21 protein-coding genes are annotated in these 22,192 nt (G+C 65.4%); 14 read left to right on the forward strand and 7 right to left on the reverse strand.

The features are described 5' to 3' along the window. Window positions 1–84 precede the first annotated feature (84 nt). The 6 genes from gcvH (at window position 85) to KSS95_RS22685 (ending at window position 7,149) form a co-directional block, all read left to right on the forward strand. Window positions 85–468: a glycine cleavage system protein GcvH gene (gene gcvH / locus KSS95_RS22660; RefSeq protein ID WP_217849839.1), complete on the forward strand. Its 384-nt coding sequence runs from the start codon at window positions 85–87 to the stop codon at window positions 466–468. An 11-nt stretch (window positions 469–479) separates the two neighbouring features. Continuing rightward, entirely contained in the window at window positions 480–3,335 is a 2,856-nt protein-coding gene (gene gcvP, locus KSS95_RS22665; protein ID WP_217849845.1) for an aminomethyl-transferring glycine dehydrogenase, read from the forward strand. A gap of 140 nt (window positions 3,336–3,475) precedes the next feature. After that, window positions 3,476–4,852 carry an L-serine ammonia-lyase gene (locus KSS95_RS22670; RefSeq protein WP_217849847.1) on the forward strand — a complete coding sequence of 459 codons (1,377 nt, stop codon included), beginning with the start codon at window positions 3,476–3,478 and terminating at the stop codon, window positions 4,850–4,852. A gap of 26 nt (window positions 4,853–4,878) precedes the next feature. After that, on the forward strand, window positions 4,879–6,000 hold the full coding sequence (gcvT, locus tag KSS95_RS22675) for a glycine cleavage system aminomethyltransferase GcvT (protein WP_217849849.1): 1,122 nt from the start codon (window positions 4,879–4,881) through the stop codon (window positions 5,998–6,000). Between the two features lie 347 nt (window positions 6,001–6,347). Further along, on the forward strand, window positions 6,348–6,560 hold the full coding sequence (locus KSS95_RS22680; RefSeq protein WP_217849850.1) for a cold-shock protein: 213 nt from the start codon (window positions 6,348–6,350) through the stop codon (window positions 6,558–6,560). A gap of 100 nt (window positions 6,561–6,660) precedes the next feature. After that, on the forward strand, window positions 6,661–7,149 hold the full coding sequence (locus KSS95_RS22685; RefSeq protein ID WP_217849852.1) for an RDD family protein: 489 nt from the start codon (window positions 6,661–6,663) through the stop codon (window positions 7,147–7,149). Between the two features lie 122 nt (window positions 7,150–7,271). On the opposite strand, the gene lptG is transcribed toward KSS95_RS22685, so the two are convergent. Further along, window positions 7,272–8,333 carry an LPS export ABC transporter permease LptG gene (lptG, locus tag KSS95_RS22690; protein WP_217849854.1) on the reverse strand — a complete coding sequence of 354 codons (1,062 nt, stop codon included), beginning with the start codon at window positions 8,331–8,333 and terminating at the stop codon, window positions 7,272–7,274. Beyond that, window positions 8,326–9,441, reverse strand: coding sequence for an LPS export ABC transporter permease LptF (gene lptF, locus KSS95_RS22695; RefSeq protein ID WP_134691709.1), 1,116 nt, complete (start codon window positions 9,439–9,441; stop codon window positions 8,326–8,328). Before lptF ends, lptG begins: the two co-directional genes overlap by 8 nt. 290 nt (window positions 9,442–9,731) lie before the next feature. Between lptF and KSS95_RS22700 the strand changes: the two genes are divergently transcribed. From KSS95_RS22700 to rlmF, 5 genes are all read left to right on the forward strand, one after another. Next, window positions 9,732–11,225 carry a leucyl aminopeptidase gene (locus KSS95_RS22700; protein ID WP_217849855.1) on the forward strand — a complete coding sequence of 498 codons (1,494 nt, stop codon included), beginning with the start codon at window positions 9,732–9,734 and terminating at the stop codon, window positions 11,223–11,225. A 52-nt stretch (window positions 11,226–11,277) separates the two neighbouring features. Continuing rightward, a complete protein-coding gene (locus tag KSS95_RS22705; RefSeq protein ID WP_217849857.1) occupies window positions 11,278–11,706 on the forward strand; it encodes a DNA polymerase III subunit chi in 429 nt (142 codons plus the stop codon). A gap of 5 nt (window positions 11,707–11,711) precedes the next feature. Then, window positions 11,712–12,083 (forward strand): DNA polymerase III subunit chi, encoded by a 372-nt coding sequence (locus tag KSS95_RS22710; protein ID WP_217849859.1) that lies wholly within the window; start codon window positions 11,712–11,714, stop codon window positions 12,081–12,083. A 155-nt stretch (window positions 12,084–12,238) separates the two neighbouring features. Continuing rightward, window positions 12,239–15,085, forward strand: coding sequence for a valine--tRNA ligase (locus tag KSS95_RS22715; RefSeq protein WP_217849866.1), 2,847 nt, complete (start codon window positions 12,239–12,241; stop codon window positions 15,083–15,085). 163 nt (window positions 15,086–15,248) lie between these two features. Next, window positions 15,249–16,199 carry a 23S rRNA (adenine(1618)-N(6))-methyltransferase RlmF gene (gene rlmF / locus KSS95_RS22720; RefSeq protein WP_217849874.1) on the forward strand — a complete coding sequence of 317 codons (951 nt, stop codon included), beginning with the start codon at window positions 15,249–15,251 and terminating at the stop codon, window positions 16,197–16,199. A 47-nt stretch (window positions 16,200–16,246) separates the two neighbouring features. On the opposite strand, the gene KSS95_RS22725 is transcribed toward rlmF, so the two are convergent. Next, window positions 16,247–16,528: an HU family DNA-binding protein gene (locus tag KSS95_RS22725; RefSeq protein ID WP_134691715.1), complete on the reverse strand. Its 282-nt coding sequence runs from the start codon at window positions 16,526–16,528 to the stop codon at window positions 16,247–16,249. Between the two features lie 390 nt (window positions 16,529–16,918). Between KSS95_RS22725 and yejK the strand changes: the two genes are divergently transcribed. From yejK to KSS95_RS22740, 3 genes are all read left to right on the forward strand, one after another. Then, the gene (gene yejK / locus KSS95_RS22730; RefSeq protein WP_217849876.1) at window positions 16,919–17,926 is read left to right on the forward strand and encodes a nucleoid-associated protein YejK; all 1,008 of its coding nucleotides are present in this window, start codon (window positions 16,919–16,921) and stop codon (window positions 17,924–17,926) included. A gap of 429 nt (window positions 17,927–18,355) precedes the next feature. Next, window positions 18,356–18,598, forward strand: coding sequence for a hypothetical protein (locus KSS95_RS22735; RefSeq protein WP_217849878.1), 243 nt, complete (start codon window positions 18,356–18,358; stop codon window positions 18,596–18,598). A 56-nt stretch (window positions 18,599–18,654) separates the two neighbouring features. Beyond that, entirely contained in the window at window positions 18,655–18,918 is a 264-nt protein-coding gene (locus KSS95_RS22740; RefSeq protein WP_217849881.1) for a DUF3077 domain-containing protein, read from the forward strand. A 46-nt stretch (window positions 18,919–18,964) separates the two neighbouring features. Here the strand turns inward: KSS95_RS22740 and KSS95_RS22745 are convergent, their stop codons facing one another. The 4 genes from KSS95_RS22745 to KSS95_RS22760 form a co-directional block, all read right to left on the reverse strand. Further along, window positions 18,965–19,273: a GIY-YIG nuclease family protein gene (locus tag KSS95_RS22745; RefSeq protein WP_217849883.1), complete on the reverse strand. Its 309-nt coding sequence runs from the start codon at window positions 19,271–19,273 to the stop codon at window positions 18,965–18,967. Window positions 19,274–19,316: 43 nt separating this feature from the next. Further along, entirely contained in the window at window positions 19,317–19,775 is a 459-nt protein-coding gene (locus KSS95_RS22750) for a nuclear transport factor 2 family protein (protein ID WP_217849884.1), read from the reverse strand. A 105-nt stretch (window positions 19,776–19,880) separates the two neighbouring features. Beyond that, complete coding sequence (locus KSS95_RS22755) at window positions 19,881–21,161, reverse strand: CynX/NimT family MFS transporter (protein ID WP_217849886.1); 1,281 nt, start codon at window positions 21,159–21,161, stop codon at window positions 19,881–19,883. 13 nt (window positions 21,162–21,174) lie between these two features. Beyond that, window positions 21,175–21,822 carry a FadR/GntR family transcriptional regulator gene (locus KSS95_RS22760; RefSeq protein WP_217849893.1) on the reverse strand — a complete coding sequence of 216 codons (648 nt, stop codon included), beginning with the start codon at window positions 21,820–21,822 and terminating at the stop codon, window positions 21,175–21,177. Window positions 21,823–22,192: the final 370 nt, after the last annotated feature.

The raw sequence follows: 22,192 nt of genomic DNA on the forward strand, positions 1-22,192 counted from the left end.
GGCCGCATTATTGCTAAGGGAATTCCAACCTTAAGAGCGCGGAGCCTACCGCGCCCAACGCCCCCTGCTTCCCGAGGAATTCCCATGAGCGAGTTGCGTTTCACCGAAGATCACGAATGGCTGCGCGTCGAAGCCGATGGCAGCGTCACCGTGGGCATCACCGCCTACGCCCAGAACGCCCTCGGCGACGTGGTCTATGTGCAACTGCCGGAGCTGCAGCAGTACGAAAAGGGCGCCGAAGCCTCCACCGTGGAATCGGTCAAGGCCGCCAGCGGCGTGTACATGCCGCTCACCGGTGAAGTGGTCGCGGTCAACGAAGGCCTGAACGACAGCCCCGAGCGGGTCAACGAAGACCCGCTGGGCGAAGGCTGGTTCTTCCGCTTCCTCCCTGCCGACATCAGCGAAGTGCACGCCCTGCTCGACCAGGACGCCTACGACCGCCTGCTCAAAGCCAACGACGACGCCTGAGGTAGCCCACCATGACCATCAACCTCGGCACCGCCAACGAATTCATCGCCCGCCATATCGGCCCGCGCGCCGCCGATGAGCAGGCCATGCTCAGCAGCCTCGGCTTCGACTCGCTGGAGGCCATGACCGCCGCCGTCATCCCTGACAGCATCAAGGGCACCAGCGTGCTGGGCAGCCACGACGGCCAGAGCGAGGCCGACGCCCTCGCCGCGCTGAAAGCCATCGCCGGCAAGAACCAGCTGTTCAAGAGCTACATCGGCCAGGGCTACTACAACACCCACACGCCGGCGCCGATCCTGCGCAACCTCCTGGAAAACCCGGCCTGGTACACCGCCTATACCCCGTACCAGCCGGAGATCTCCCAGGGCCGCCTGGAAGCGCTTCTGAACTTCCAGACCCTGATCAGCGACCTCACCGGCCTGCCGATCGCCAACGCCTCGCTGCTCGACGAAGCCACCGCCGCCGCCGAGGCCATGACCTTCTGCAAGCGCCTGTCGAAGAACAAGGCCAGCCACGCCTTCTTCGCTTCCAGCCATTGCCACCCGCAAACCCTCGACGTACTGCGCACCCGTGCCGAGCCGCTGGGCATCGAGGTGGTGGTGGGCGACGAGCGTGAGCTAGGCGACGTCAGCGCCTACTTCGGCGCCTTGCTGCAATACCCGGCCAGCAACGGTGACCTGTTCGACTACCGCGAAGTGGTGCAGCGGTTCCACGGCGCGGGCGCCCTGGTGGCCGTGGCCGCCGACCTGCTGGCCCTGACCCTGCTCACTGCGCCGGGCGAGTTCGACGCCGACGTGGCCATCGGCAGCGCCCAGCGCTTCGGCGTGCCGCTGGGCTTCGGTGGCCCGCACGCGGCCTACTTCGCCACCCGCGATGCGTACAAGCGCGACATGCCGGGCCGCCTGGTCGGCGTGTCGATCGACCGCTTCGGCAAGAGCGCCCTGCGCCTGGCCATGCAGACCCGCGAACAGCACATCCGCCGCGAGAAGGCCACCAGCAACATCTGCACCGCCCAGGTGCTGCTGGCCAACATCGCCAGCATGTACGCCGTGTACCACGGCCCGGCGGGCCTCAAGCGCATCGCCGAGCGCACCCACGCGCTGACCGCGATCCTCGCCACTGGCCTGACCAAGCTGGGCATCAAGGTGGTCACCGAGGCGTTCTTCGACACCCTGACCCTGGCCACCGGCAGTGCCACCGCCGCCCTGCACGACAAGGCCCGTGCCCAGGGCATCAACCTGCGCCAGGTCGACGCCGCCCACCTGGGCCTGTCGCTGGACGAAACCAGCAGCCAGGCCGATGTCCAGGCCCTGTGGCAGTTGCTCAGCGATGGCCAGGCAGCCCCGGACTTCGCCGCCCTGGCCGCCACCGTCGCCCAGCGCCTGCCGGCCAAGCTGCTGCGCCAGTCGGCCATCCTCGAGCACCCGGTGTTCAACCGCTACCACAGCGAAACCGAGCTGATGCGCTACCTGCGCCGCCTGGCCGACAAGGACCTGGCGCTGGACCGCAGCATGATCCCGCTGGGCTCGTGCACCATGAAGCTCAACGCCGCCAGCGAGATGATCCCGGTGACCTGGGCCGAGTTCGGCAACCTGCACCCGTTCGCCCCGGCCGAGCAGAGCCAGGGCTACCTGCAGATGACCAGCGAGCTGGAGGCCATGCTCTGCGCCGCCACCGGCTACGACGCCGTGTCGCTGCAGCCCAACGCCGGTTCCCAGGGCGAGTACGCAGGCCTGCTGGCGATCCGCGCCTACCACCGCAGCCGTGGCGACAGCCACCGCGACATCTGCCTGATCCCATCCTCGGCCCACGGCACCAACCCGGCGACCGCGCACATGGCCGGCATGCGCGTGGTGGTCACCGCCTGCGACGCCCGCGGCAACGTCGACATCGACGACCTGCGCGCCAAGGCCATCGAGCACCGCGAACGCCTGGCCGCGATCATGATCACCTACCCCTCGACCCATGGCGTGTTCGAGGAAGCCATCGGCGAGATCTGCGCGATCATCCACGACAACGGCGGCCAGGTGTACATCGACGGCGCCAACATGAACGCCATGGTCGGCCTGTGCGCCCCGGGCAAGTTCGGCGGCGACGTTTCGCACCTGAACCTGCACAAGACCTTCTGCATTCCCCACGGCGGTGGTGGCCCAGGCGTCGGCCCGATCGGCGTCAAGGCGCACCTGGCGCCGTTCCTGCCTGGCCACGCGGCGCTGGAGAACACCACAGGCGCCGTGTGCGCCGCGCCGTTCGGCAGCGCGAGCATTCTGCCGATCACCTGGATGTACATTCGCATGATGGGTGGCGCCGGCCTCAAGCGCGCCTCGCAGATGGCGATCCTCAACGCCAACTACATCGCCCGTCGCCTGGAAGAGCACTATCCTGTGCTGTACACCGGTGGCAACGGCCTGGTGGCGCATGAGTGCATCCTCGACCTGCGCCCGCTCAAGGACACCAGCGGCATCAGCGTCGACGACGTCGCCAAGCGCCTGATCGACTTCGGTTTCCACGCCCCGACCATGTCCTTCCCGGTGGCCGGCACGCTGATGATCGAACCGACCGAGAGCGAGTCCAAGGAGGAACTGGACCGTTTCTGCGATGCCATGATCCAGATCCGCGAGGAGATCCGTGCGGTGGAGACTGGCAGCCTGGACAAGGACGACAACCCGCTGAAGAACGCCCCGCACACCGCGGCGGAACTGGCCGGCGAATGGGCCCACGGTTACAGCCGCGAGCAGGCGGTCTACCCGCTGCCGAGCCTGGTGGAAGGCAAGTACTGGCCACCGGTGGGCCGGGTCGACAACGTGTTCGGCGACCGCAACCTGGTCTGCGCCTGCCCGTCGATCGAGAGCTATCAGGACGTCTGATCGGGTGGGGCCGCTGCGCGCCCCATCGCCGGCAAGCCGGCTCCCACAGGGTCAGCGCTAACCTGTGGGAGCCGGCTTGCCGGCGATGGGCTGCGTAGCAGCCCCAATGGGTTTACCGGCTGTCATCAGGAGGAACCACCATGTCCCTGAGCGTCTTCGACCTGTTCAAGATCGGCATCGGCCCCTCCAGCTCGCACACGGTCGGGCCGATGCGCGCCGCCGCGCGCTTCGCCGAAGGCCTGCGCCGCGATGGCCTGCTGGCCAGCACGGCCAGCGTCAAGGCCGAGCTGTATGGCTCGCTCGGCGCTACCGGCAAGGGTCACGGCAGCGACAAGGCGGTGCTGCTCGGCCTGGAGGGCGAACACCCCGACAGCGTCGACACCGAAGCCATTCCCGCGCGCCTGCAGGCCATTCGCGACAGCGGCCGGCTCAGCCTGCTCGGTGAGCACGCCATCGCCTTCGTCGAAAAACAGCACCTGGCAATGATCCGCAAGCCGCTGGACTATCACCCCAACGGCATGATCTTTCGTGCCTTCGACGCCGCCGGCCTGCAGATCCGCAGCCGCGAGTACTATTCAGTGGGCGGCGGTTTCGTGGTCGACGAAGAGGCCGCGGGCCATGACCGCATCGTCGAGGACAGCACCGTGCTGGCCTACCCGTTCAAGACCGCCAGGGAGCTGCTGGCCCATTGCACCACGCAACAGCTGTCGTTCAGCCAGGTGATGCTGGCCAACGAAGCCGCCTGGCGCCCCGAAGCCGAGACCCGCGCCGGCCTGCTGCGCATCTGGCAGGTGATGCAGGACTGCGTCGAGGCCGGTTGCCGGCACGAAGGCATCCTGCCCGGTGGGCTGAAGGTCAAGCGCCGCGCCCCGGCGTTGTACCGCCAGCTCAGCCGCCACCCGGAAGCCAGCCTGCGCGATGCGCTGTCGGTGCTCGACTGGGTCAACCTCTATGCCCTGGCGGTGAACGAGGAAAACGCCTACGGCGGCCGCGTGGTCACCGCGCCGACCAACGGCGCGGCGGGCATCGTGCCGGCGGTGCTGCACTACTACATGCGCTTCGTCCCCGGCGCCAGCGAGGACGGCGTGGTGCGCTTCCTGCTCACCGCTGCGGCCATCGGCATCCTCTACAAGGAAAACGCCTCGATCTCCGGCGCCGAGGTCGGCTGCCAGGGCGAGGTCGGCGTGGCCTGCTCGATGGCCGCAGGCGCCCTGTGCGAAGTGATGGGCGGCACCGCGCAACAGGTCGAGAACGCCGCCGAGATCGGCATGGAACACAACCTGGGCCTGACCTGCGACCCCATCGGCGGGCTGGTCCAGGTGCCCTGCATCGAGCGCAACGCCATGGGCTCGGTGAAGGCGATCAACGCGGTGCGCATGGCCCTGCGCGGCGACGGGCAGCACTACGTGTCCCTCGACAAGGTCATCCGCACCATGCGCCAGACCGGCGCCGACATGAAAAGCAAATACAAGGAGACCGCCCGCGGCGGTCTGGCCGTCAACATCATCGAATGTTGACCCGAATAAAAACCAAGGAGTCACCGATGTCCGAAACACTGCACAAGACCCCGCTGCACGCCCTGCATCTGGAACTGGGCGCGCGCATGGTGCCGTTCGCCGGCTACGACATGCCCGTGCAGTACCCGCTGGGCGTGCTCAAGGAACACCTGCACACCCGCGAGCAGGCTGGCCTGTTCGATGTCTCGCACATGGGCCAGATCATCCTGCGCGGCAGCGACGCCGCCCGCGCCCTGGAAACCCTGGTGCCGGTGGACATCCTCGACCTGCCGGTGGGCATGCAGCGCTACGCCATGTTCACCAACGCCGAGGGCGGCATCCTCGACGACCTGATGGTCGCCAACCTGGGTGACGACACGTTGTTCCTGGTGGTCAACGCCGCCTGCAAGGACCAGGACCTGGCCCACCTGCGCAAGCATATCGGTGATCGCTGCGAGATCCAGCCGCTGTTCGAGGAACGCGCCCTGCTCGCCCTGCAAGGCCCGGCGGCGGTCAAGGTGCTGGAGCGCCTGGCCCCGGAAGTGGCCAGCATGACGTTCATGCAGTTGCGCCCGGTCAGCCTGCTGGGCAACGATTGCTTCGTCAGCCGCTCGGGCTACACCGGCGAGGACGGCTACGAGATCTCGGTGCCGGCCGCCGCCGCCGACACCCTGGCCCGTCGCCTGCTGGCCGAGCCCGAGGTCCAGCCGATCGGCCTGGGCGCGCGCGACTCGCTGCGCCTGGAAGCCGGCCTGTGCCTGTACGGCCACGACATGGACACCACCACCACGCCGATCGAAGCCAGCCTGTTGTGGGCCATCTCCAAGGTGCGCCGCGCCGATGGCGCACGGGCCGGTGGCTTCCCAGGTGCCGATACCGTGTTTGCCCAACAACAGACCGGCGTGGCGCGCAAGCGCGTAGGCCTTCTGCCCCAGGAGCGCACGCCTGTGCGTGAGGGCGCGCAGATCGTCGACCAGGCGGGCAAGGTGGTCGGCGAAGTGTGCAGCGGCGGATTCGGCCCGACGCTCGGCGCGCCCGTGACCATGGGCTATGTCGATAGCGAACATGCGGCCCTCGACACGGCGTTGTTTGCCGTTGTCCGTGGCAAGCAAGTTGCCCTGAAAGTCAGCAAAATGCCTTTCGTGGCGCAGCGTTACTACCGTGGCTGAATGAGTGGATTGGACGGGTTCGACATATTCGTTTTCGAACCTGTCCAATAACTTCTGAACATAGCGCCAGGCCAGGCGCCACGCCGTTTCCGACAAATCGTTCGGTGATCGGGAAAAGCCTGATTTTCACCCACCGGAAGGGCTTGTTTTTCGCTCGGCAGTTGGCGTAGAGTCACTGCACTGTGTTTGCATGGGTCGCAACAGTTCGTGACCTGGGCCAGTAGCTGCAATCTGCTACAACCCGTTCGACGTCTCTTACTTTCCTGCAACCCAGCCCGGTAATCTTTCACTGACAAACCCGTGAAAGAAACTGTCATCAAAATTTAAGTTTCATAGGAAATAAGACAATGGCTGAGCGTCAGAACGGTACCGTCAAGTGGTTCAATGACGAGAAAGGTTACGGCTTCATCACCCCAGAAAGCGGTGCTGATCTGTTTGTTCACTTCCGCGCCATTCAGGGCAACGGCTTCAAGAGCCTGAAAGAAGGCCAGAAAGTCACCTTCGTTGCAGTGCAGGGCCAGAAAGGCATGCAGGCTGACGAAGTTCAAGTCGCTGAATAAGACTGGATCCGTCTCAAAAAAGCCCCTGTGTTGACGCACAGGGGCTTTTTTGTGCCTGTAATTCCCTAGAATGGGCCTTTGCCATCCGGAGCTGTCATGCATGTCCAAGCCTTTGCTCATTCCCCAGGGTGATTTTCCAGCGGTCGGCCTGGGCCGTCGCCTGGCCGCGATGTTCTACGACTTCCTGCTGTGCACCGCCCTGCTGATCGTGACCGCCGGCGCCTACAAGATGATCCAGATGGCGATCATCGGCGAGGCGCGCATGCGCGAGCTGACCGACGCCGGGGCGCTGGATGGCGACCCGCTGCTGTCGACAATCCTGGTGTTCGCCCTGTTCGGTTTCTTCGCCAAGTTCTGGACCCATGGCGGCCAGACCCTGGGCATGCAGGTGTGGGGCGTGCGCGTGCAGAACGCCGATGGTAGCGCCATCAGCCTGTGGCAGGCGCTGCTGCGTTTCGTGGTGGCGATCGCCTCGTGGCTATGCCTGGGGCTGGGCTTCATCTGGTCGTTGTTCGACCAACGTAAACGCAGCTGGCATGACATCTACTCCGAGACCCAACTGGTACGCCTGCCCAAACGCAAGAAATAGCCAGCACAGATCCCCTGTAGGAGCCAGCCTTGCTGGCGAACCCTGCCCCCCGGTTCGCCAGCAAGGCTGGCTCCTACAGGCACAAAAAAGCCGACCCTGGGGTCGGCTTCTTGTTTGGCGGATCAGCCCGCCCTGCGCATCAGCCACAAACCGGCCAGCGCACAGATGCCGGCGGGTATCACCACCGCCAGCAACGGTGGGAAGCCGAACACCTGGCTCGACGGCCCCAGCAGATCACCCGCAATACGGAACACGAAGCCCACCAGCACGCCGGTGAACACGCGCTGGCCAAGGGTCACCGAACGCAGCGGGCCGAAGATGAACGAAATCGCCATCAACACCAGCGCCGCGGTGACTGCCGGCTGCAGCACCTTGGTCCAGAACGCCAGCCAGTAACGGGAGTTGTTCAGCCCCTGGTCGGACAGGTAGTGGATGTAGTCCCACAACCCGGTGATCGACAGCGACTCCGGTGCCAACACCACGGTATTGAGCAATTCCGGGGTCACCGAAACATCCCAGACTTCTTCAGGCGCGTTGACCACTTCGGTGTGGTCGCCACGGAAATAGGTCGTGGCCACATCGTTCAGCACCCACTTGCCGTCCTGATACTGCGCGCGACGGGCGAAGCTGGAGGTCTGGATCTTGCGCTCGTCGTCGAAGCGGTAGCGGGTCACGCCGAGCAACAGGCCGTTGGGCTGCACCGAGTTGATGTGCACGAACTCCTCGCCCTGGCGATGCCACATGCCGCGCTTGGAGCTTTGCGCCTCGCCACCGCCCTGGGCCAGCGAACGGTCGGCCTGGGCCTTGTTCTCGGTGACCGGGGCGACGTATTCGCCAATCAGCAGGCCGACCAGCATCAGCACCAGCATCGGCTTCATCACCGCCCAGACGATACGGCCGATGGACACCCCGGCAGCGCGCATGATGGTCAGTTCGCTGCTGCTGGCCAGGCTACCCAGGCCAATCAGGCAGCCGATCAGGGCCGCCATCGGCAGCATGTCGTAGAGCCGGCGCGGCGCCGTGAGCAGCACATAGGCGCTGGCATCCATCACCGTGTAGGTATTGCTCAAATCGCTCATCTCGTCGATGAAGGCGAACAGCGAGGCCAGGCCGAGGATGATGCCGAGCACGGCGAGGATCGCCAGCAGCACGCTCTGGCCGATGTAGCGGTCCAGTTTAACCACGGGCCACCTCCGCACGACGCGCGGCACGCTTGAGGCGCAGCGGCTCCCAGTACATCAAGCCGAGGCCGATCAGCAGGAACAGGGCATGGACCCACCAGATACCCAGCGAGAGGGGCAGCTTGCCCTTCTCCAGGGCGCCGCGCACGGAAATCAGCATTGTCAGATAGGCCATGTACAGGAGGATCGCCGGCAGCAGCTTGAGGAAGCGGCCCTGGCGAGGATTGACGCGCGACAGCGGCACGGCCAGCAGGGTCACCACGAACACCAGCAGCGGCAGCGACAGGCGCCACTGCAGCTCGGCACGCTCGCGCACGCCGTCATGACCGATCAGGTCGCGGGTCGGGATCGCCTCGCGTTCGGTCACCTCCTGGGCGACCTCAGGCTTGGGCAGCAGCACGCCGTAGGTGTCGTACTTGATCGCACGGTAGTCGGCCTGGCCGGGGTTGCCGTCGTAGCGGTAGCCGTTTTCCAGCACCAGGTAGCGGTTGCCGTCGGCCTGCACCTCCTGGTGGCCCTTTTCGGCGACCAGTACCGAAGGCGCGCGGTCCTTGGTCTTGTCCTGGTTGAAGCGTTTCTCGGAGATGAACACCCCGGCCAGGTTGACGCGGTCATCGGACAGCTGCTCGGTGTAGGTCACCCGCGAACCGTCGCGCAGGGTCTGGAAACGGCCCGGCACCAGGGTGTCGAACTCGGTCAGGGCGTCCTGCTGGGCGATGATCTTCTGCACCTGGGCCACGCCCAGGGGGGCCAGGCTCAGGCTCAGCCAGGCCACCAGCAGGGCGATCAACGCCGCCGGCGCCATGGTCATCGCCAGCAGGCGCTGCTGGCTCATGCCGGTCGCCGAGAGCACGGTCATCTCGCTTTCGAGATACAGCCGGCCATAGGCAAGCAGGATGCCGAGGAACAGCCCCAGCGGCAGGATCAGTTGCAGGAACCCCGGCAGGCGGAAGCCCATGATCATGAACAGCACGCTCGGGTCGAGCACGCCCTGGGCCGCCTGGGCCAGGTACTTGATGAAGCGCCCGCTCATGATGATCACCAGCAGCACGGCGCTGACGGCGCTCAAGGTCACCAGGACCTCGCGGGACAGATAACGAAAGACGATCAAACCAGACACTCCTGGGTTGTCAGGGGCTCAAAGCCAGACGAACGATGCGGGCAGCCAAGCCCCATGCCGGTTCGCCAAGGCGAACCTCCATGTAAAAGTGCGCGCATTATCCTGTGATTGACGGCGCCTGTCACTTGGCGGCGCATGACGCCGCATGTCGGGGTTGTCATGAAGGTCGCGGCAGGCTCAAACTGGCAGCTTTTCCGCAGGCCGGCAGAGGTCGCCGGGGCGGTTTTCCGGGCGCGTTCACAAGACAGCGCCAACTGACAGATCATTCGGGGACTCCAGACATGGAACTGGTTGTAAAAAGCGTAGCCGCTGTATCCGTCAAGACCGCCACCCTGGTCGTGCCGGTGGGCGAAAACCGCAAGCTCGGCGCCACGGCCAAGGCCGTGGACGATGCCAGCGGCGGTGCCATCAGCGCCCTGCTCAAGCGCGGCGACCTGGCCGGCAAGCCGGGCCAGACCCTGCTGCTGCACAGCGTGCCGGGCCTGAAGGCCGAGCGCGTGCTGCTGGTGGGCAGCGGCAAGGACGAAGCCCTCGGCGACCGCACCTGGCGCAAGCTGGCCGCCAGCGTCGCCGGCGTGCTCAAGGGCCTGGGCGGCAGCGACGCGACGCTGGCCCTGGACGACCTGGCCGTCAGCGGCCGTGACGGCCACTACGGCAAGTACCGCCTGCTGGCCGAAACCCTGCTCGACAGCAACTACCTGTTCGACCGCTACAAGAGCCAGAAGGCCGAACCGCGCGCCCTGAAGAAAATCACCCTGCTCACCGCCAAGGCCGGCCAGGCCGAGGTCGAGCGCGCCGTCAAGCACGCTACCGCCATCGCCACCGGCATGGCCTACACCCGCGACCTGGGCAACCTGCCGCCGAACGTCTGCCACCCAAGCTTCCTCGCCGAGCAGGCCAAGGACCTGGGCAAGGCGCACAAGGGCCTGAAGGTCGAGGTGCTGGACGAGAAGAAGATCAAGGACCTGGGCATGGGCGCGTTCTACGCCGTGGGCCAGGGCAGCGACCAGCCGCCACGGCTGATCGTGCTCAGCTACCAGGGCGCCAAGAAGAGCGAGAAGCCGTTCGTGCTGGTTGGCAAGGGCATCACCTTCGACACCGGCGGCATCAGCCTCAAGCCAGGTGCCGGCATGGACGAGATGAAGTACGACATGGGTGGTGCCGCCAGCGTGTTCGGCACCCTGCGCGCGGTGCTCGAGCTGCAGCTGCCGATCAACCTGGTGTGCCTGTTGGCCTGCGCCGAAAACATGCCGAGCGGCGGCGCCAGCCGCCCGGGCGACATCGTCACCACCATGAGCGGGCAGACCGTCGAGATCCTCAATACCGACGCCGAAGGGCGCCTGGTGTTGTGCGATGCACTGACCTACGCCGAGCGCTTCAAGCCGCAAGCCGTCATCGATATCGCCACCCTGACCGGCGCCTGCGTCGTTGCCCTGGGCGGCCACACTTCGGGCCTGATGGGCAATAACGACGAGCTGATCGGCCAACTGCTGGACGCCGGCAAGCGCGCTGACGACCGCGCCTGGCAACTGCCGTTGTTCGACGAGTACCAGGAGCAACTGGACAGCCCGTTCGCCGATATCGCCAACATCGGCGGGCCGAAAGGTGGCGCCATCACCGCTGGCTGCTTCCTGTCGCGCTTCACCAAGCAGTACCACTGGGCGCACCTGGACATCGCCGGTACCGCCTGGATCAGCGGTGGCAAGGACAAGGGCGCCTCGGGCCGCCCGGTACCGCTGCTCACCCAGTACCTGCTGGACCGCGCCGGCGCCTGATGGCGCCCCACCGCTGGCGCCCTCGCGCGCCGGCGGCGGGCACTGACCGACCATGAGCCAAGTCGACTTCTACATCTTGCCCACCGACGCCCTGTCGGCGCGGCTGGATTTCGCCTGCAAACTCTGTGAAAAGGCCTGGCGCCTCGGCCATCGGGTGTACCTGCATTGCCAGGACGAGGCGCAACGCAGCGAGCTCGACCTGCGCCTGTGGCAGTTCAAGGGCGAGGCCTTCGTGCCCCACGACCACGCCGAACAGTACCCGGACGCCATTGTCGCGCTGGGCATCGGCAGCGAGGCCGGCGAACACCGCGACCTGCTGATCAACCTGGGCGGCGATGTCCCCGCCTTCGTCGGCCAGTTCGCGCGGGTCGCCGAGATCGTCGTCGAGGAACCAGCCATCCGCCTGGCCGCCCGCGAGCGATTCCGTTTCTACCGCGAACAGGGCTATGCTCTGCAAGACCACCGCTTACAGCGACTTTGACGACGATGGACAAGCAGCTGAACTCCCTCACCCATTCCGCCCACCTGCTCGACGACCTCGAATCGATTCGCGAGCTGCTGGGTGACGCCAACCTGCAACCGCCCCTGCTGACCGAGACGGTCGAGCAGATTCCATTGCTGCTCGACGAACCCACCGGCGCCCCGGCGCCGGTCGCCGAGCCGGCATCTGCGCCCGCCCCCGAAGACGATGCCCAGACCCGCCGCCAGGACACCCTGCTGCACCTGGACGCCGAACTGCGCACCGCCGCCCAGCAGATCATGCAGGACGTGATCAACGACTTCACCCCGCATATCGAGACCGAGATCAAGCGCCGCCTCGATGCGCGCCTGGAGCGCCTGCTCAAGCGTTCCGAGTGATCCCGTTCGCCAGCAAGGCGGGCTCCTACGCACGATCCCCTGTAGGAGCCCGCCTTGCTGGCGAAATCGCTCATCCCCTCCCCTGTCGCCTGCGGCCTCCACGTTGGTTATACTTCCCGGCTTTCCCGAATTAATGCCTAAGGGTCCCGCCGCGCATGGATAAGACCTACCAGCCGCACGCCATCGAAACTTCCTGGTACAACACCTGGGAGTCCGAGAACTATTTCGCCCCACAAGGTGCAGGCGAGTCCTACACCATCATGATCCCGCCGCCGAACGTCACCGGCAGCCTGCACATGGGCCACGGTTTCAACAACGCGATCATGGACGCCCTGATCCGTTTCCGCCGCATGCAGGGTCGCGACACCCTGTGGCAGCCAGGCACCGACCACGCCGGTATCGCCACCCAGATGCTGGTGGAGCGCCAGCTCGAGGCCAAGGGCCAGAATCGCCACGACCTGGGCCGCGACAAGTTCCTGGAAAAGGTCTGGGAATGGAAGGATCAGTCGGGTGGCAACATCAGCCGCCAGATCCGCCGCCTGGGCTCGTCGGTGGACTGGAGCCGCGAGCGCTTCACCATGGACGACGGCCTGTCCGAAGCGGTCAAGGAAGCCTTCGTGCGCCTGCACGAGGACGGCCTGATCTACCGCGGCAAGCGCCTGGTCAACTGGGACACCAAGCTGCACACGGCGATCTCCGACCTCGAAGTGGAAAACCACGACGAGAAAGGCCACCTGTGGAACCTGCGCTACCCGCTGGCCGATGGCGCCAAGACCGCCGAAGGCAAGGACCACCTGGTGGTCGCCACCACCCGTCCGGAAACCCTGCTCGGTGACGTCGCCGTCGCCGTCAACCCGACCGACGCGCGCTACCAGGCACTGATCGGCAAGTTCGTCGAACTGCCGCTGGTCGGCCGCCGCATCCCGATCATCGCCGACGACTACTGCGATCCGGAATTCGGCACCGGCTGCGTGAAGATCACCCCGGCCCACGACTTCAACGACTACGAAGTCGGCAAACGCCACCACCTGCCGCTGCTGAACATCTTCGACAAGAACGCCACCGTGCTGGCCGCGGTCCAGGCGTTCAACCTCGACGGCAGTGTCAACGAGCAGCTCGACACCTCGCTGCCGGCCCAATACGCCGGCCTCGACCGCTTCGTCGCGCGCAAGCAGATGGTCGCCGACCTCGACGCCCAAGGCCTGCTGGTGAGCATCGACGACCACGCCCTGAAGGTGCCCAAGGGCGACCGCTCCGGCACCGTCATCGAGCCGTGGCTGACCGACCAGTGGTACGTCTCTACCAAGCCGCTGGCCGAGCCTGCCATTGCCGCCGTGGAAGACGGCCGCATCCAGTTCGTGCCCAAGCAGTACGAGAACATGTATTTCTCCTGGATGCGCGACATCCAGGACTGGTGCATCAGCCGCCAGCTGTGGTGGGGCCACCGCATCCCGGCCTGGTACGACGAGGCCGGCCAGGTCTATGTCGGCCGCGACGAGGCCGAAGTGCGCGCCAAGCACAACCTGGGCGCCGACGTAGCGCTGCGCCAGGACGACGACGTACTCGACACCTGGTTCAGCTCGGGCCTGTGGACCTTCTCCACCCTGGGCTGGCCGGAGCAGACCGAGTTCCTGAAGAAATTCCACAGCACCGACGTGCTGGTGACCGGCTTCGACATCATCTTCTTCTGGGTTGCGCGCATGATCATGCTGACCATGCACCTGATCAAGAACGAGGACGGCACCCCGCAGGTCCCGTTCAAGACCGTGTACGTGCATGGCCTGGTGCGCGACGGCCAGGGCCAGAAGATGTCCAAGTCCAAGGGCAACGTGCTGGACCCGCTGGACATCGTCGACGGCATCACCCTCGACGCCCTGCTGGAAAAACGCACCAGCGGCATGATGCAGCCCAAGCTTGCCGAGAAGATCGCCAAGCAGACCAAGGCCGAGTTCCCCGAAGGTATCGCCAGCTACGGCACCGACGCCCTGCGCTTCACCTTCTGCTCGCTGGCCTCCACCGGCCGTGACATCAAGTTCGACATGGGCCGCGTCGAAGGCTACCGCAACTTCTGCAACAAGATCTGGAACGCCGCCCGCTACGTGCTGGACAAGGGCGAGGACTGCGGCCAGAACGGCGAGGCCTACGAGCTGTCGCTGGCCGACCGCTGGATCATCTCGCAGTTGCAGCGCACCGAAGCCGAAGTCACCCGCCAGCTCGAGCAGTTCCGCTTCGACCTGGCCAGCCAGGCGCTGTACGAGTTCATCTGGAACCAGTACTGCGACTGGTACCTGGAGTTGTCCAAGCCAGTGCTGTGGGACGAAAACGCCCCGGTCGAGCGCGCCCGCGGCACCCGTCGCACCCTGGTGCGCGTGCTGGAAGTGGCCCTGCGCCTGGCCCACCCGTTCATGCCGTTCATCACCGAAGAGATCTGGCAGCGCATCGCGCCGCTGGCCGGCATCGACGGCAAGACCATCATGCTGCAGCCGTGGCCGGTAGCCGTCGAGGCGCGCATCGACGCCGCCGCCGAGGGCGATATCGAGTGGCTCAAGGAACTGATGGTCGGCCTGCGCAACATCCGCGCCGAGATGAACATCGGCCCAGGCAAGCCGTTGCCGCTGTTCCTGAAGAACGCCAACGCCGACGACCAGCGTCGCCTGCAGGAAAACGAAGCCCTGCTCAAGAAGCTGGCCAAGGTCGAGTCGTTCACCGTGCTGAGCGAACAGGACGAAGCACCGCTGTCGGCCACCGCCCTGGTGGGTGACCTGCAAGTGCTGGTACCCATGGCCGGCCTGATCGACAAGGACGCCGAACTGGCGCGCCTGAGCAAGGAGATCCAGCGCCTGCAAGGTGAAGTCCAGCGCGTCGGCGGCAAGCTGTCCAACGCCGCCTTCGTCGACAAGGCCCCGCCGGCGGTCATCGAGAAGGAACGCGCCAAGCTGGCCGAGTCGGAGCAGGCCCTGGCCAACTTCACCGAGCAGCACGCGCGGATTGCAGCGCTGTAACAACCTGATAGACCGCTGGGGCCGCGTTGCGGCCCTTTCGCGACACAAGGCCGCTCCTACAGGGACGGCGCCCGATCGAGAGGCGCCGCTATCCTGTAGGAGCGGCCTTGTGTCGCGAAAGGGCTGCAAAGCAGCCCCAGGGCCTGCAACACCGGATCCGACCATGACCGACAAACCTACCCTGCACCCACGCAACCGCCACCAGGGCCGCTACGATTTCCCGGCGCTGATCAAGGCCCACCCGGACCTCGCCCGCTTCACCATCACCAACCCCCACGGCAAGCCCAGCATCGACTTCGCCAACCCCGAGGCCGTACGGGTGTTCAACCGCGCCCTGCTCAAGGCCCAGTACGGTATCCAGCACTGGGACATCCCCGCCGACTACCTGTGCCCGCCGATCCCTGGCCGCGCCGACTACATTCACGTGCTGGCCGACCTGCTGGCCGAGGACAATCGCGGCGAAATCCCTCGCGGCCCCCAGGTGCGCGCGCTGGATGTAGGCGTCGGCGCCAACTGCATCTACCCGCTGCTTGGCCACGGTGACTACCGCTGGCGCTTCCTCGGCTCGGACATCGACAGCGTCGCCCTGGCCTCGGCCAAGGCCATCGTCCAGGCCAACAAGCTCGACAAGGCCATTGGCCTGCGCCTGCAGCCTGAGCGCAAGCACATCCTCAGTGGCCTGCTGCAGGCCGACGAGCGCTTCGACGTCACCCTGTGCAACCCGCCCTTCCACGCCTCGCGCGAGGAAGCCACCCGCGGCAGCCAGCGCAAATGGAAGAACCTCGGCAAGCAGGACCCCAAGCGCAAGCTGCCGGTGCTGAATTTCGGTGGGCAGAACAATGAACTGTGGTGCGAAGGCGGCGAGATCCGCTTCGTCAGCCAACTGGTCGCCGAAAGCGTGCAATACGCCGCGCAGGTGCTGTGGTTCACCAGCCTGGTATCCAAGGCCAGCAACCTGCCGGGCATCGAGGCGGCCTTGAAGAAGGCCGGGGTGAAAGCCCTGCGCATCGTCGAGATGGGCCAGGGGCAGAAGCAGAGCCGTATGGTCGCCTGGAGCTTCCAGGACGACGCGGCGCGCCAGCAATGGCATGCCTTGGGTAAATCGCGGGCATGAAAAAACCGCGCCCGGGCAAGCCGGGCGCGGTTTCGTCAAATCAACAATTACTTGTTGATCGAGTCGGTCAGCACTTTGGCTGGAACGAACTTGACGACTTTCTTGGCAGCGATTTCGATGGCGGCGCCAGTCGAAGGGTTGCGGCCGGTGCGGGCAGGACGCTCGGTGACTTTCAGTTTGCCGATGCCTGGCAGGGTGATTTCGGCGCCGTTTTCCAGTTGGTCGGCAACGATCTGGCCCAGTTGCTCCAGAGCAGCACGCGCGGTGGTTTTCGGCGCGTCGATGGATTCAGCGATATCGGCAATCAGTTGGTCTTTGGTCAGTGCCATGGTGGTGTTCCTTCCCTATCAAATCAGAGGTTGTGCAGCGTGCTTGTCGGTGGTCGGGCCAGCCCGGGACATTCCAGAGGCCGCGTCGATCGCGTATGTAGATACGCAAATCGGCGTTTGGTTCGACACCCCGCAAGCGATCTGCCAGCAATGCGCCACCCAAGGGGCGCAAGACCGCGCAAAGCTACCACAGGAATCGATAAATATCCGCTCTCGACACTGATTTTGTGCAGGTTTTTCGGGGGTTTCGGAAAAAACCGCAGAAAATTGAACAAAAAACGAACAACTGGCATTTACGCCAACATCTGGCCACTGCACCGCACTCCCCCTGAGGTAAACTTAACGCCTTTTGCAGCGCGGCCCCATGCCGCCCTTTACCCCGAGAATTCCATGCCAATCCGTCATTGCATCGTTCACCTGATCGACAAGAAGCCCGATGGCAGCCCCGCCGTACTGCATGCCCGCGACAGCGAACTGGCAGCCTCCGACGCCATCGAAAACCTGCTGGCCGACCTCAACGACAGCTACAACGCCAAACAGGGCAAGGCCTGGGGCTTTTTCCACGGCGAGTCTGGTGCCTACCCGTTCAGTGGCTGGCTCAAGCAGTACCAGGACGGGGAAAAGGACTTCGCCAGCTTCAGCCGTATCGCCGTCGAGCACCTGCAGAAGCTGATGGAAGAATCCAACCTCTCCACTGGCGGGCACGTGCTGTTCGCCCACTACCAGCAAGGCATGACCGAGTACCTGGCCATCGCCCTGCTGCACCACAGCGAAGGCGTGGCGGTGAACGCCGAGCTGGACGTGACCCCATCACGCCACCTGGACCTGGGCCAGTTGCACCTGGCGGCGCGGGTCAACCTGTCGGAGTGGAAGAACAACCAGCATTCCAAGCAGTACATCTCGTTCATCAAGGGCAAGAACGGCAAGAAGGTCTCGGACTACTTCCGCGACTTCATCGGCTGCCAGGAGGGCGTCGACGGCCCGGGCGAGACCCGCACCCTGCTCAAGGCGTTCAGCGATTTCGTCGAAAAGGAAGACCTGCCCGAAGAAGCTGCGCGGGAGAAGACCCAGACCCTGGTCGACTACGCCACCACACAGACCAAGCTGGGCGAGCCGATGGCGCTGGAGGAGCTCTCCAGCCTGATCGACGAGGACCGTCCCGAGGCGTTCTTCGACCACATTCGCAACAGCGACTATGGCCTGTCGCCGGAGATCCCGGCCGACAAGCGCACCCTCAACCAGTTCCGCCGCTTCACCGGGCGCGCCGAAGGCCTGTCGATCAGTTTCGAGGCACATTTGCTGGGTTCGAAGGTCGAGTATGACGAAGCAGCCGGGACGCTGGTGATCAAGGGCTTGCCGACCCAACTGATCGACCAGCTGAAGCGGCGCAAGGACTGAGATCGCCGGGGGCGCGTTGCGCCCCTATCGCGACACAAGGCCGCGCCCACAGGGAAACGCGATCATCTGTAGGAGCGGCCTTGTGTCGCGAAAGGGCTGCAAAGCAGCCCCAGTGATCTCAAGTAGATCGCCGTTTTTAAGACTTTCCCCATTCCCTGTAGTCCATTTCCCAAACATACTTCCAAGCCCTTTCAAGCCATTGCGGTGCTCTGGGTTGGCCTCTAGTCTCGGGCTGTCGCTGCACAATCAGCGATCGGCTTTGACAGGCCGCTGAGAACCTTCCGCATGGCTTTCGCTCTATGGCGGCTGTGCGTGGGGCACCTCGTGTGCGCCGGGTCAGGTTCTCTCACCGGTCTGTCAACCCACGTATAGCTGCCACCCACTTGTTTGACAGCAGTTGGTAGTGGCCCTTCTGAGAGAGCCAAGCCAATGCTGAAGATTGTCCCCGATCCACCCCACAACCCTCATTCCCTCGAAGACACCCTCATCCAGGCCACCGAGTACGCCCTGTGCGCCTTGACCGTGGCCCATCAGGCCGTGCAGCTCAAACCCAGGTCGCCGGCCGCCGTGCTGATGATGGCGTCGATGCATGAAATGGAGTCACTGCGTGTGTTGCTCGAAGCGGCATTGATCCAGGTACAAATGCCAGCGCAGGCGCCGACGTTGCATTAAGCCCAATCGCGGGGCAAGCGCCCGCACAGGCAGCAACCATTTCAGGGAGAGCAGCCATGAGCACAGACAACACCCCCACCACCGCTGGCAAGACCAAGTTCTACCAAGGCGAAGGCATGACCGACCCGCTGTTCTGCATCGAGCCCGGCATCCCCTGCCAGCACGCCCGCGACCAGGCCTCGGAGCTGATGGGCTGCGTACGCGACCTGACCATCACCGGGATCATGGAGGAAAAGCCCCAACTGCTCTGGGCATCGTATTACCTGAGCGCGCTGGCCAAGGCGCTGATGGATGATGCCGAGCTCGGCATGAAGCACTAGAAACCTCGCGGGACAAGGCGGCGCCGCAGGTCTGCACGGTCACCTGTCATGGGGTCGTGGCGAGCGTGACGACACCACCGGTGTAGGAGGCCACCAACGCCTCCTTCGCCGCCTTGCGCAGCTTCTTCACCAACCGCTCCTGGCGCAGCGCCTCGCCCTTGTCGGGCCACTGCTCCACATACACCAGCGCCTGCGCCGGGCTGGTCTTGAAATACCGCGCCCCCTGCCCCTTCTGGTGCTTGGCGAAGCGCCGCTGCGGATCGTCGCTGATGCCGCAGTACAGCGAGCCGTTGGCGGCACGCACCAGGTAGACGTACCAGGGTTTGCAGTCGGGGGAAGGCGCTGATTCGCTCACGGCTCGGTTCGGTGCAACGGAAGAAGGTCGCCAGCTTAACGCCTCAGCGCGCCTGCTGGAATGCGCGAAGCCCCTTGAACGCCTGCTGGCGCACCTTGTTCTGCAGCATCGGCGTCCAGCCCAGCAGCACGCCCGGCATGCCCAGTGCCTGGCGCGACCAGCGCCACAGGTCGAAGGTATCGTCGTGCTGGCAGATCAGCCCGTCGCGAATCACGAAGCGTGCCTGGATATCGTTGACCACCACCCGCCCGGTCTGGCTGAACAGGTAGGTGGCCACCCAGTGCGCGCCATCGCTGCGCACGTCGTCGAAAGTCAGGGTGAAGTCCTTGGCGCGGGTAGTGAGCATCCGCCACATGTCACCCGCGTCGCGCCCGCGCAAAGTGCCGAAGACCGGGTCGCTGAAGACGATGTCTTCGCTGTAGCAGGCCACCATGGCCTCGGCGTCCAGGCGCTGGAAGGCCTGGTAGAAACGGGTGATCAGGGCGCTGTTGGCATCGCTCATGGACTGTTCCTGCGCAAGGTGCGAAACCCGCAAGATACTGCCTGGATGCCCGCAACACCATGCTCATTCGCCGCGTGAATGACGATCGCGGCACAAGCCCGCGGCCTAGACGCGCTCGCTGCCGACCTGCACATGCAGCGCCCGCCCGGCGCCCAGCCCGAATACGATCGCGCCGATACCCAGCACCGCGAAGATCCAGCCCACCGCGCTCCAGCCTGCGGTCAGATCATGCACCAGCCCCACCGCGAACGGCCCCATGGACGCCAGGGTGTAGCCGACCCCCTGGGCCATGCTCGACAGGTTGGCGGCCACGTGTGCGTCCTTGGAGCGCAGCACGATCAGGGTCAATGCCAGGGCAAAGGTGCCGCCCTGCCCCAGCCCGAGCAGAATCGCCCAGCCCCACAGGCCCTCGATCGGCGCATACAGGCAGCCGAACAACCCGGCCAGGGTCACCAGCATCACGATCACGATGGCCAGCCGCTGGTCCTTGCCGCGCGTTGCCAACCAAGGCGCGCTCAAGGCACTGACCAATTGCACGATCACCGACCCCGACAGCACCAGCCCTGCCTCGGTCGGGCTCAGGCCTCGGCCGATAAGGATCGACGGCAGCCAGCCGAAGACGATGTAGGCCAGCGACGACTGCAACCCCATGTACAGGGTGACCTGCCAGGCCAGCGGGTCGCGCCACAGCCCACGCACCCGGTAGGCGGCCTTGTGCAGCCCGTGGCCCTGGCGCGCCTGGGGCAGCCACACCAGCATCGCCAGCAGGGCCGGCAGCAGCCAGAAGCCCAGGCCGATGGCCCAGCTGTCGTCGAAGTGCCGGGTCAAGGGCACGGTGGCGCCGGCGGCCATGGCCGCGCCCAGGCACAGCGCCATGGTGTAGACCCCGGTCAGGGTGCCGGCGTGCTGCGGGAAGTCGCGCTTGACGATGCCGGGCAGCAGCACGCCGATGATGCCGATGCTGGCCCCGGCCATCAGGCTGCCGAGGAACACCCCGGCGCTACCCAGCGCGCTGCGCACCAGGATGCCCAGGGCCAGCGTCAGGAGGATGCCGAGGATCACCCGCTCGCTGCCGAAACGCCGCGCCAGGATCGGCGCCAACGGTGCGAAAAGCCCCAGGCACAACACTGGCAGGGTGGTCAGCAGGCCTGCTTGCGAGGCATTCAGGCCTAGGCCTGCGCTGACCTGGCCGAGCACGGGCGCCATGCTCGACAGTGCCGGGCGCAGGTTCAGCGCCACCAGCACCAGCCCCAGCAACAGCAACCAGGGCCGGCGCAGCAACACGGGTTGCTGCTGGACCTGCTCGTCGTCGGCTTCGGCGTCGATCAACAGCTCTTCAAGTTCCGCCTCGCGTTGGGCGGTGTCGTGGTTCGCTCGTTCGGCCATGGCCTTCTCGCTGTCAGGATTCGATGAGGGTCCGGCTCAGGTGCTTGGCCCGTTGCGGATCACGTTGTTCGAGGGCGTCGACGATCTCTGCGTGCAGGTCGAACACGGCCTGGCAGCGGGGGACGGTGGACATGTTGTGTTGCAGGGCCGCGGCCACCACGCCGGAGAAATAGCGGTAGAGCTCGCTCAGGGCGGGGTTGTGGGCGGCGTCGACCAGCAGCTGGTGAAACTGGATGTCGCAGGCGACGTAGGCGGGGATATCGCTGTGAAAATGCGCGGCGCTGTGTTGCAGGGCTTCGCGCAGTTGCTGCAGGTCGTGCTCGGTGCGGCGCATGGCGGCCAGGCCGATGGCTTCGGCCTCGAGGATGTGGCGGGTTTCGCGGGCGTGTTCGACGGTGCAGCGGGACATGGCCTGGACGGCTTGCAGCGGGTCGGAGACGGTACGCAGGTAGCTGCCGTCGCCCTGGCGGATTTCCACCAGGCCGCTGAAGGCCAGGACGCGCATGGCTTCGCGCACGGTGTTGCGGCTGATGCCCAGGTCGCTGGCCAGCTCGGGTTCGGTGGGCAGGCGTTGGCCTATCGACCAGGAGCCCCTGGCGATGCGGTCGCGGAGCTGGTCTACGGCTTGTTCTACCAGGGAGCGTTTGGTTAGCTGGGACACTTAGCGGGAACGTCCGGTCATCGGATGAATTTTTGGGACGATAGCGGGTTGGTGGGGGGATGCAGGGGCGGGTTCGGGTTCGGGTTCGGGTTCGGGTTCGGGTTCGGGTTCGGGTTCGGGTTCGGGTTCGGTAGTGATGGTTTTGATTTTTGTATGCGCATTCGTAGATGATGTCGACATTCAGTCACCTTTTCGCCCTTACGGCGACCTACTTTTGCACGCGGGCAAAAGTAGGCAAAAACCGCTGGCTCCATTCATCCGGCCCCTACGCTGCGCTCCGGGGTTCCCTCGCTCCGTTCTTGCTCCCGTGGGTACCGCGCTGTAGGGCCCATCCTGGGCCCCAGCGCTCGACGGCCATCCATGGCCGTCG

Source organism: Pseudomonas muyukensis, from assembly GCF_019139535.1.
GTDB lineage: Bacteria > Pseudomonadota > Gammaproteobacteria > Pseudomonadales > Pseudomonadaceae > Aquipseudomonas > Aquipseudomonas muyukensis.

Excerpts from the sequence above, each read along its gene's own strand:
- gcvH (WP_217849839.1), top strand. The coding sequence starts at position 85 with ATGAGCGAGTTGCGTTTCACCGAAGATCACGAATGGCTGCGCGTCGAA.
- gcvP (WP_217849845.1), top strand. The coding sequence starts at position 480 with ATGACCATCAACCTCGGCACCGCCAACGAATTCATCGCCCGCCATATC.
- KSS95_RS22670 (WP_217849847.1), top strand. The coding sequence starts at position 3,476 with ATGTCCCTGAGCGTCTTCGACCTGTTCAAGATCGGCATCGGCCCCTCC.
- gcvT (WP_217849849.1), top strand. The coding sequence starts at position 4,879 with ATGTCCGAAACACTGCACAAGACCCCGCTGCACGCCCTGCATCTGGAA.
- KSS95_RS22680 (WP_217849850.1), top strand. The coding sequence starts at position 6,348 with ATGGCTGAGCGTCAGAACGGTACCGTCAAGTGGTTCAATGACGAGAAA.
- KSS95_RS22685 (WP_217849852.1), top strand. The coding sequence starts at position 6,661 with ATGTCCAAGCCTTTGCTCATTCCCCAGGGTGATTTTCCAGCGGTCGGC.
- KSS95_RS22700 (WP_217849855.1), top strand. The coding sequence starts at position 9,732 with ATGGAACTGGTTGTAAAAAGCGTAGCCGCTGTATCCGTCAAGACCGCC.
- KSS95_RS22705 (WP_217849857.1), top strand. The coding sequence starts at position 11,278 with ATGAGCCAAGTCGACTTCTACATCTTGCCCACCGACGCCCTGTCGGCG.
- KSS95_RS22710 (WP_217849859.1), top strand. The coding sequence starts at position 11,712 with ATGGACAAGCAGCTGAACTCCCTCACCCATTCCGCCCACCTGCTCGAC.
- KSS95_RS22715 (WP_217849866.1), top strand. The coding sequence starts at position 12,239 with ATGGATAAGACCTACCAGCCGCACGCCATCGAAACTTCCTGGTACAAC.
- rlmF (WP_217849874.1), top strand. The coding sequence starts at position 15,249 with ATGACCGACAAACCTACCCTGCACCCACGCAACCGCCACCAGGGCCGC.
- KSS95_RS22725 (WP_134691715.1), bottom strand. The coding sequence starts at position 16,528 with ATGGCACTGACCAAAGACCAACTGATTGCCGATATCGCTGAATCCATC.
- yejK (WP_217849876.1), top strand. The coding sequence starts at position 16,919 with ATGCCAATCCGTCATTGCATCGTTCACCTGATCGACAAGAAGCCCGAT.
- KSS95_RS22735 (WP_217849878.1), top strand. The coding sequence starts at position 18,356 with ATGCTGAAGATTGTCCCCGATCCACCCCACAACCCTCATTCCCTCGAA.
- KSS95_RS22740 (WP_217849881.1), top strand. The coding sequence starts at position 18,655 with ATGAGCACAGACAACACCCCCACCACCGCTGGCAAGACCAAGTTCTAC.
- KSS95_RS22750 (WP_217849884.1), bottom strand. The coding sequence starts at position 19,775 with ATGAGCGATGCCAACAGCGCCCTGATCACCCGTTTCTACCAGGCCTTC.
- KSS95_RS22755 (WP_217849886.1), bottom strand. The coding sequence starts at position 21,161 with ATGGCCGAACGAGCGAACCACGACACCGCCCAACGCGAGGCGGAACTT.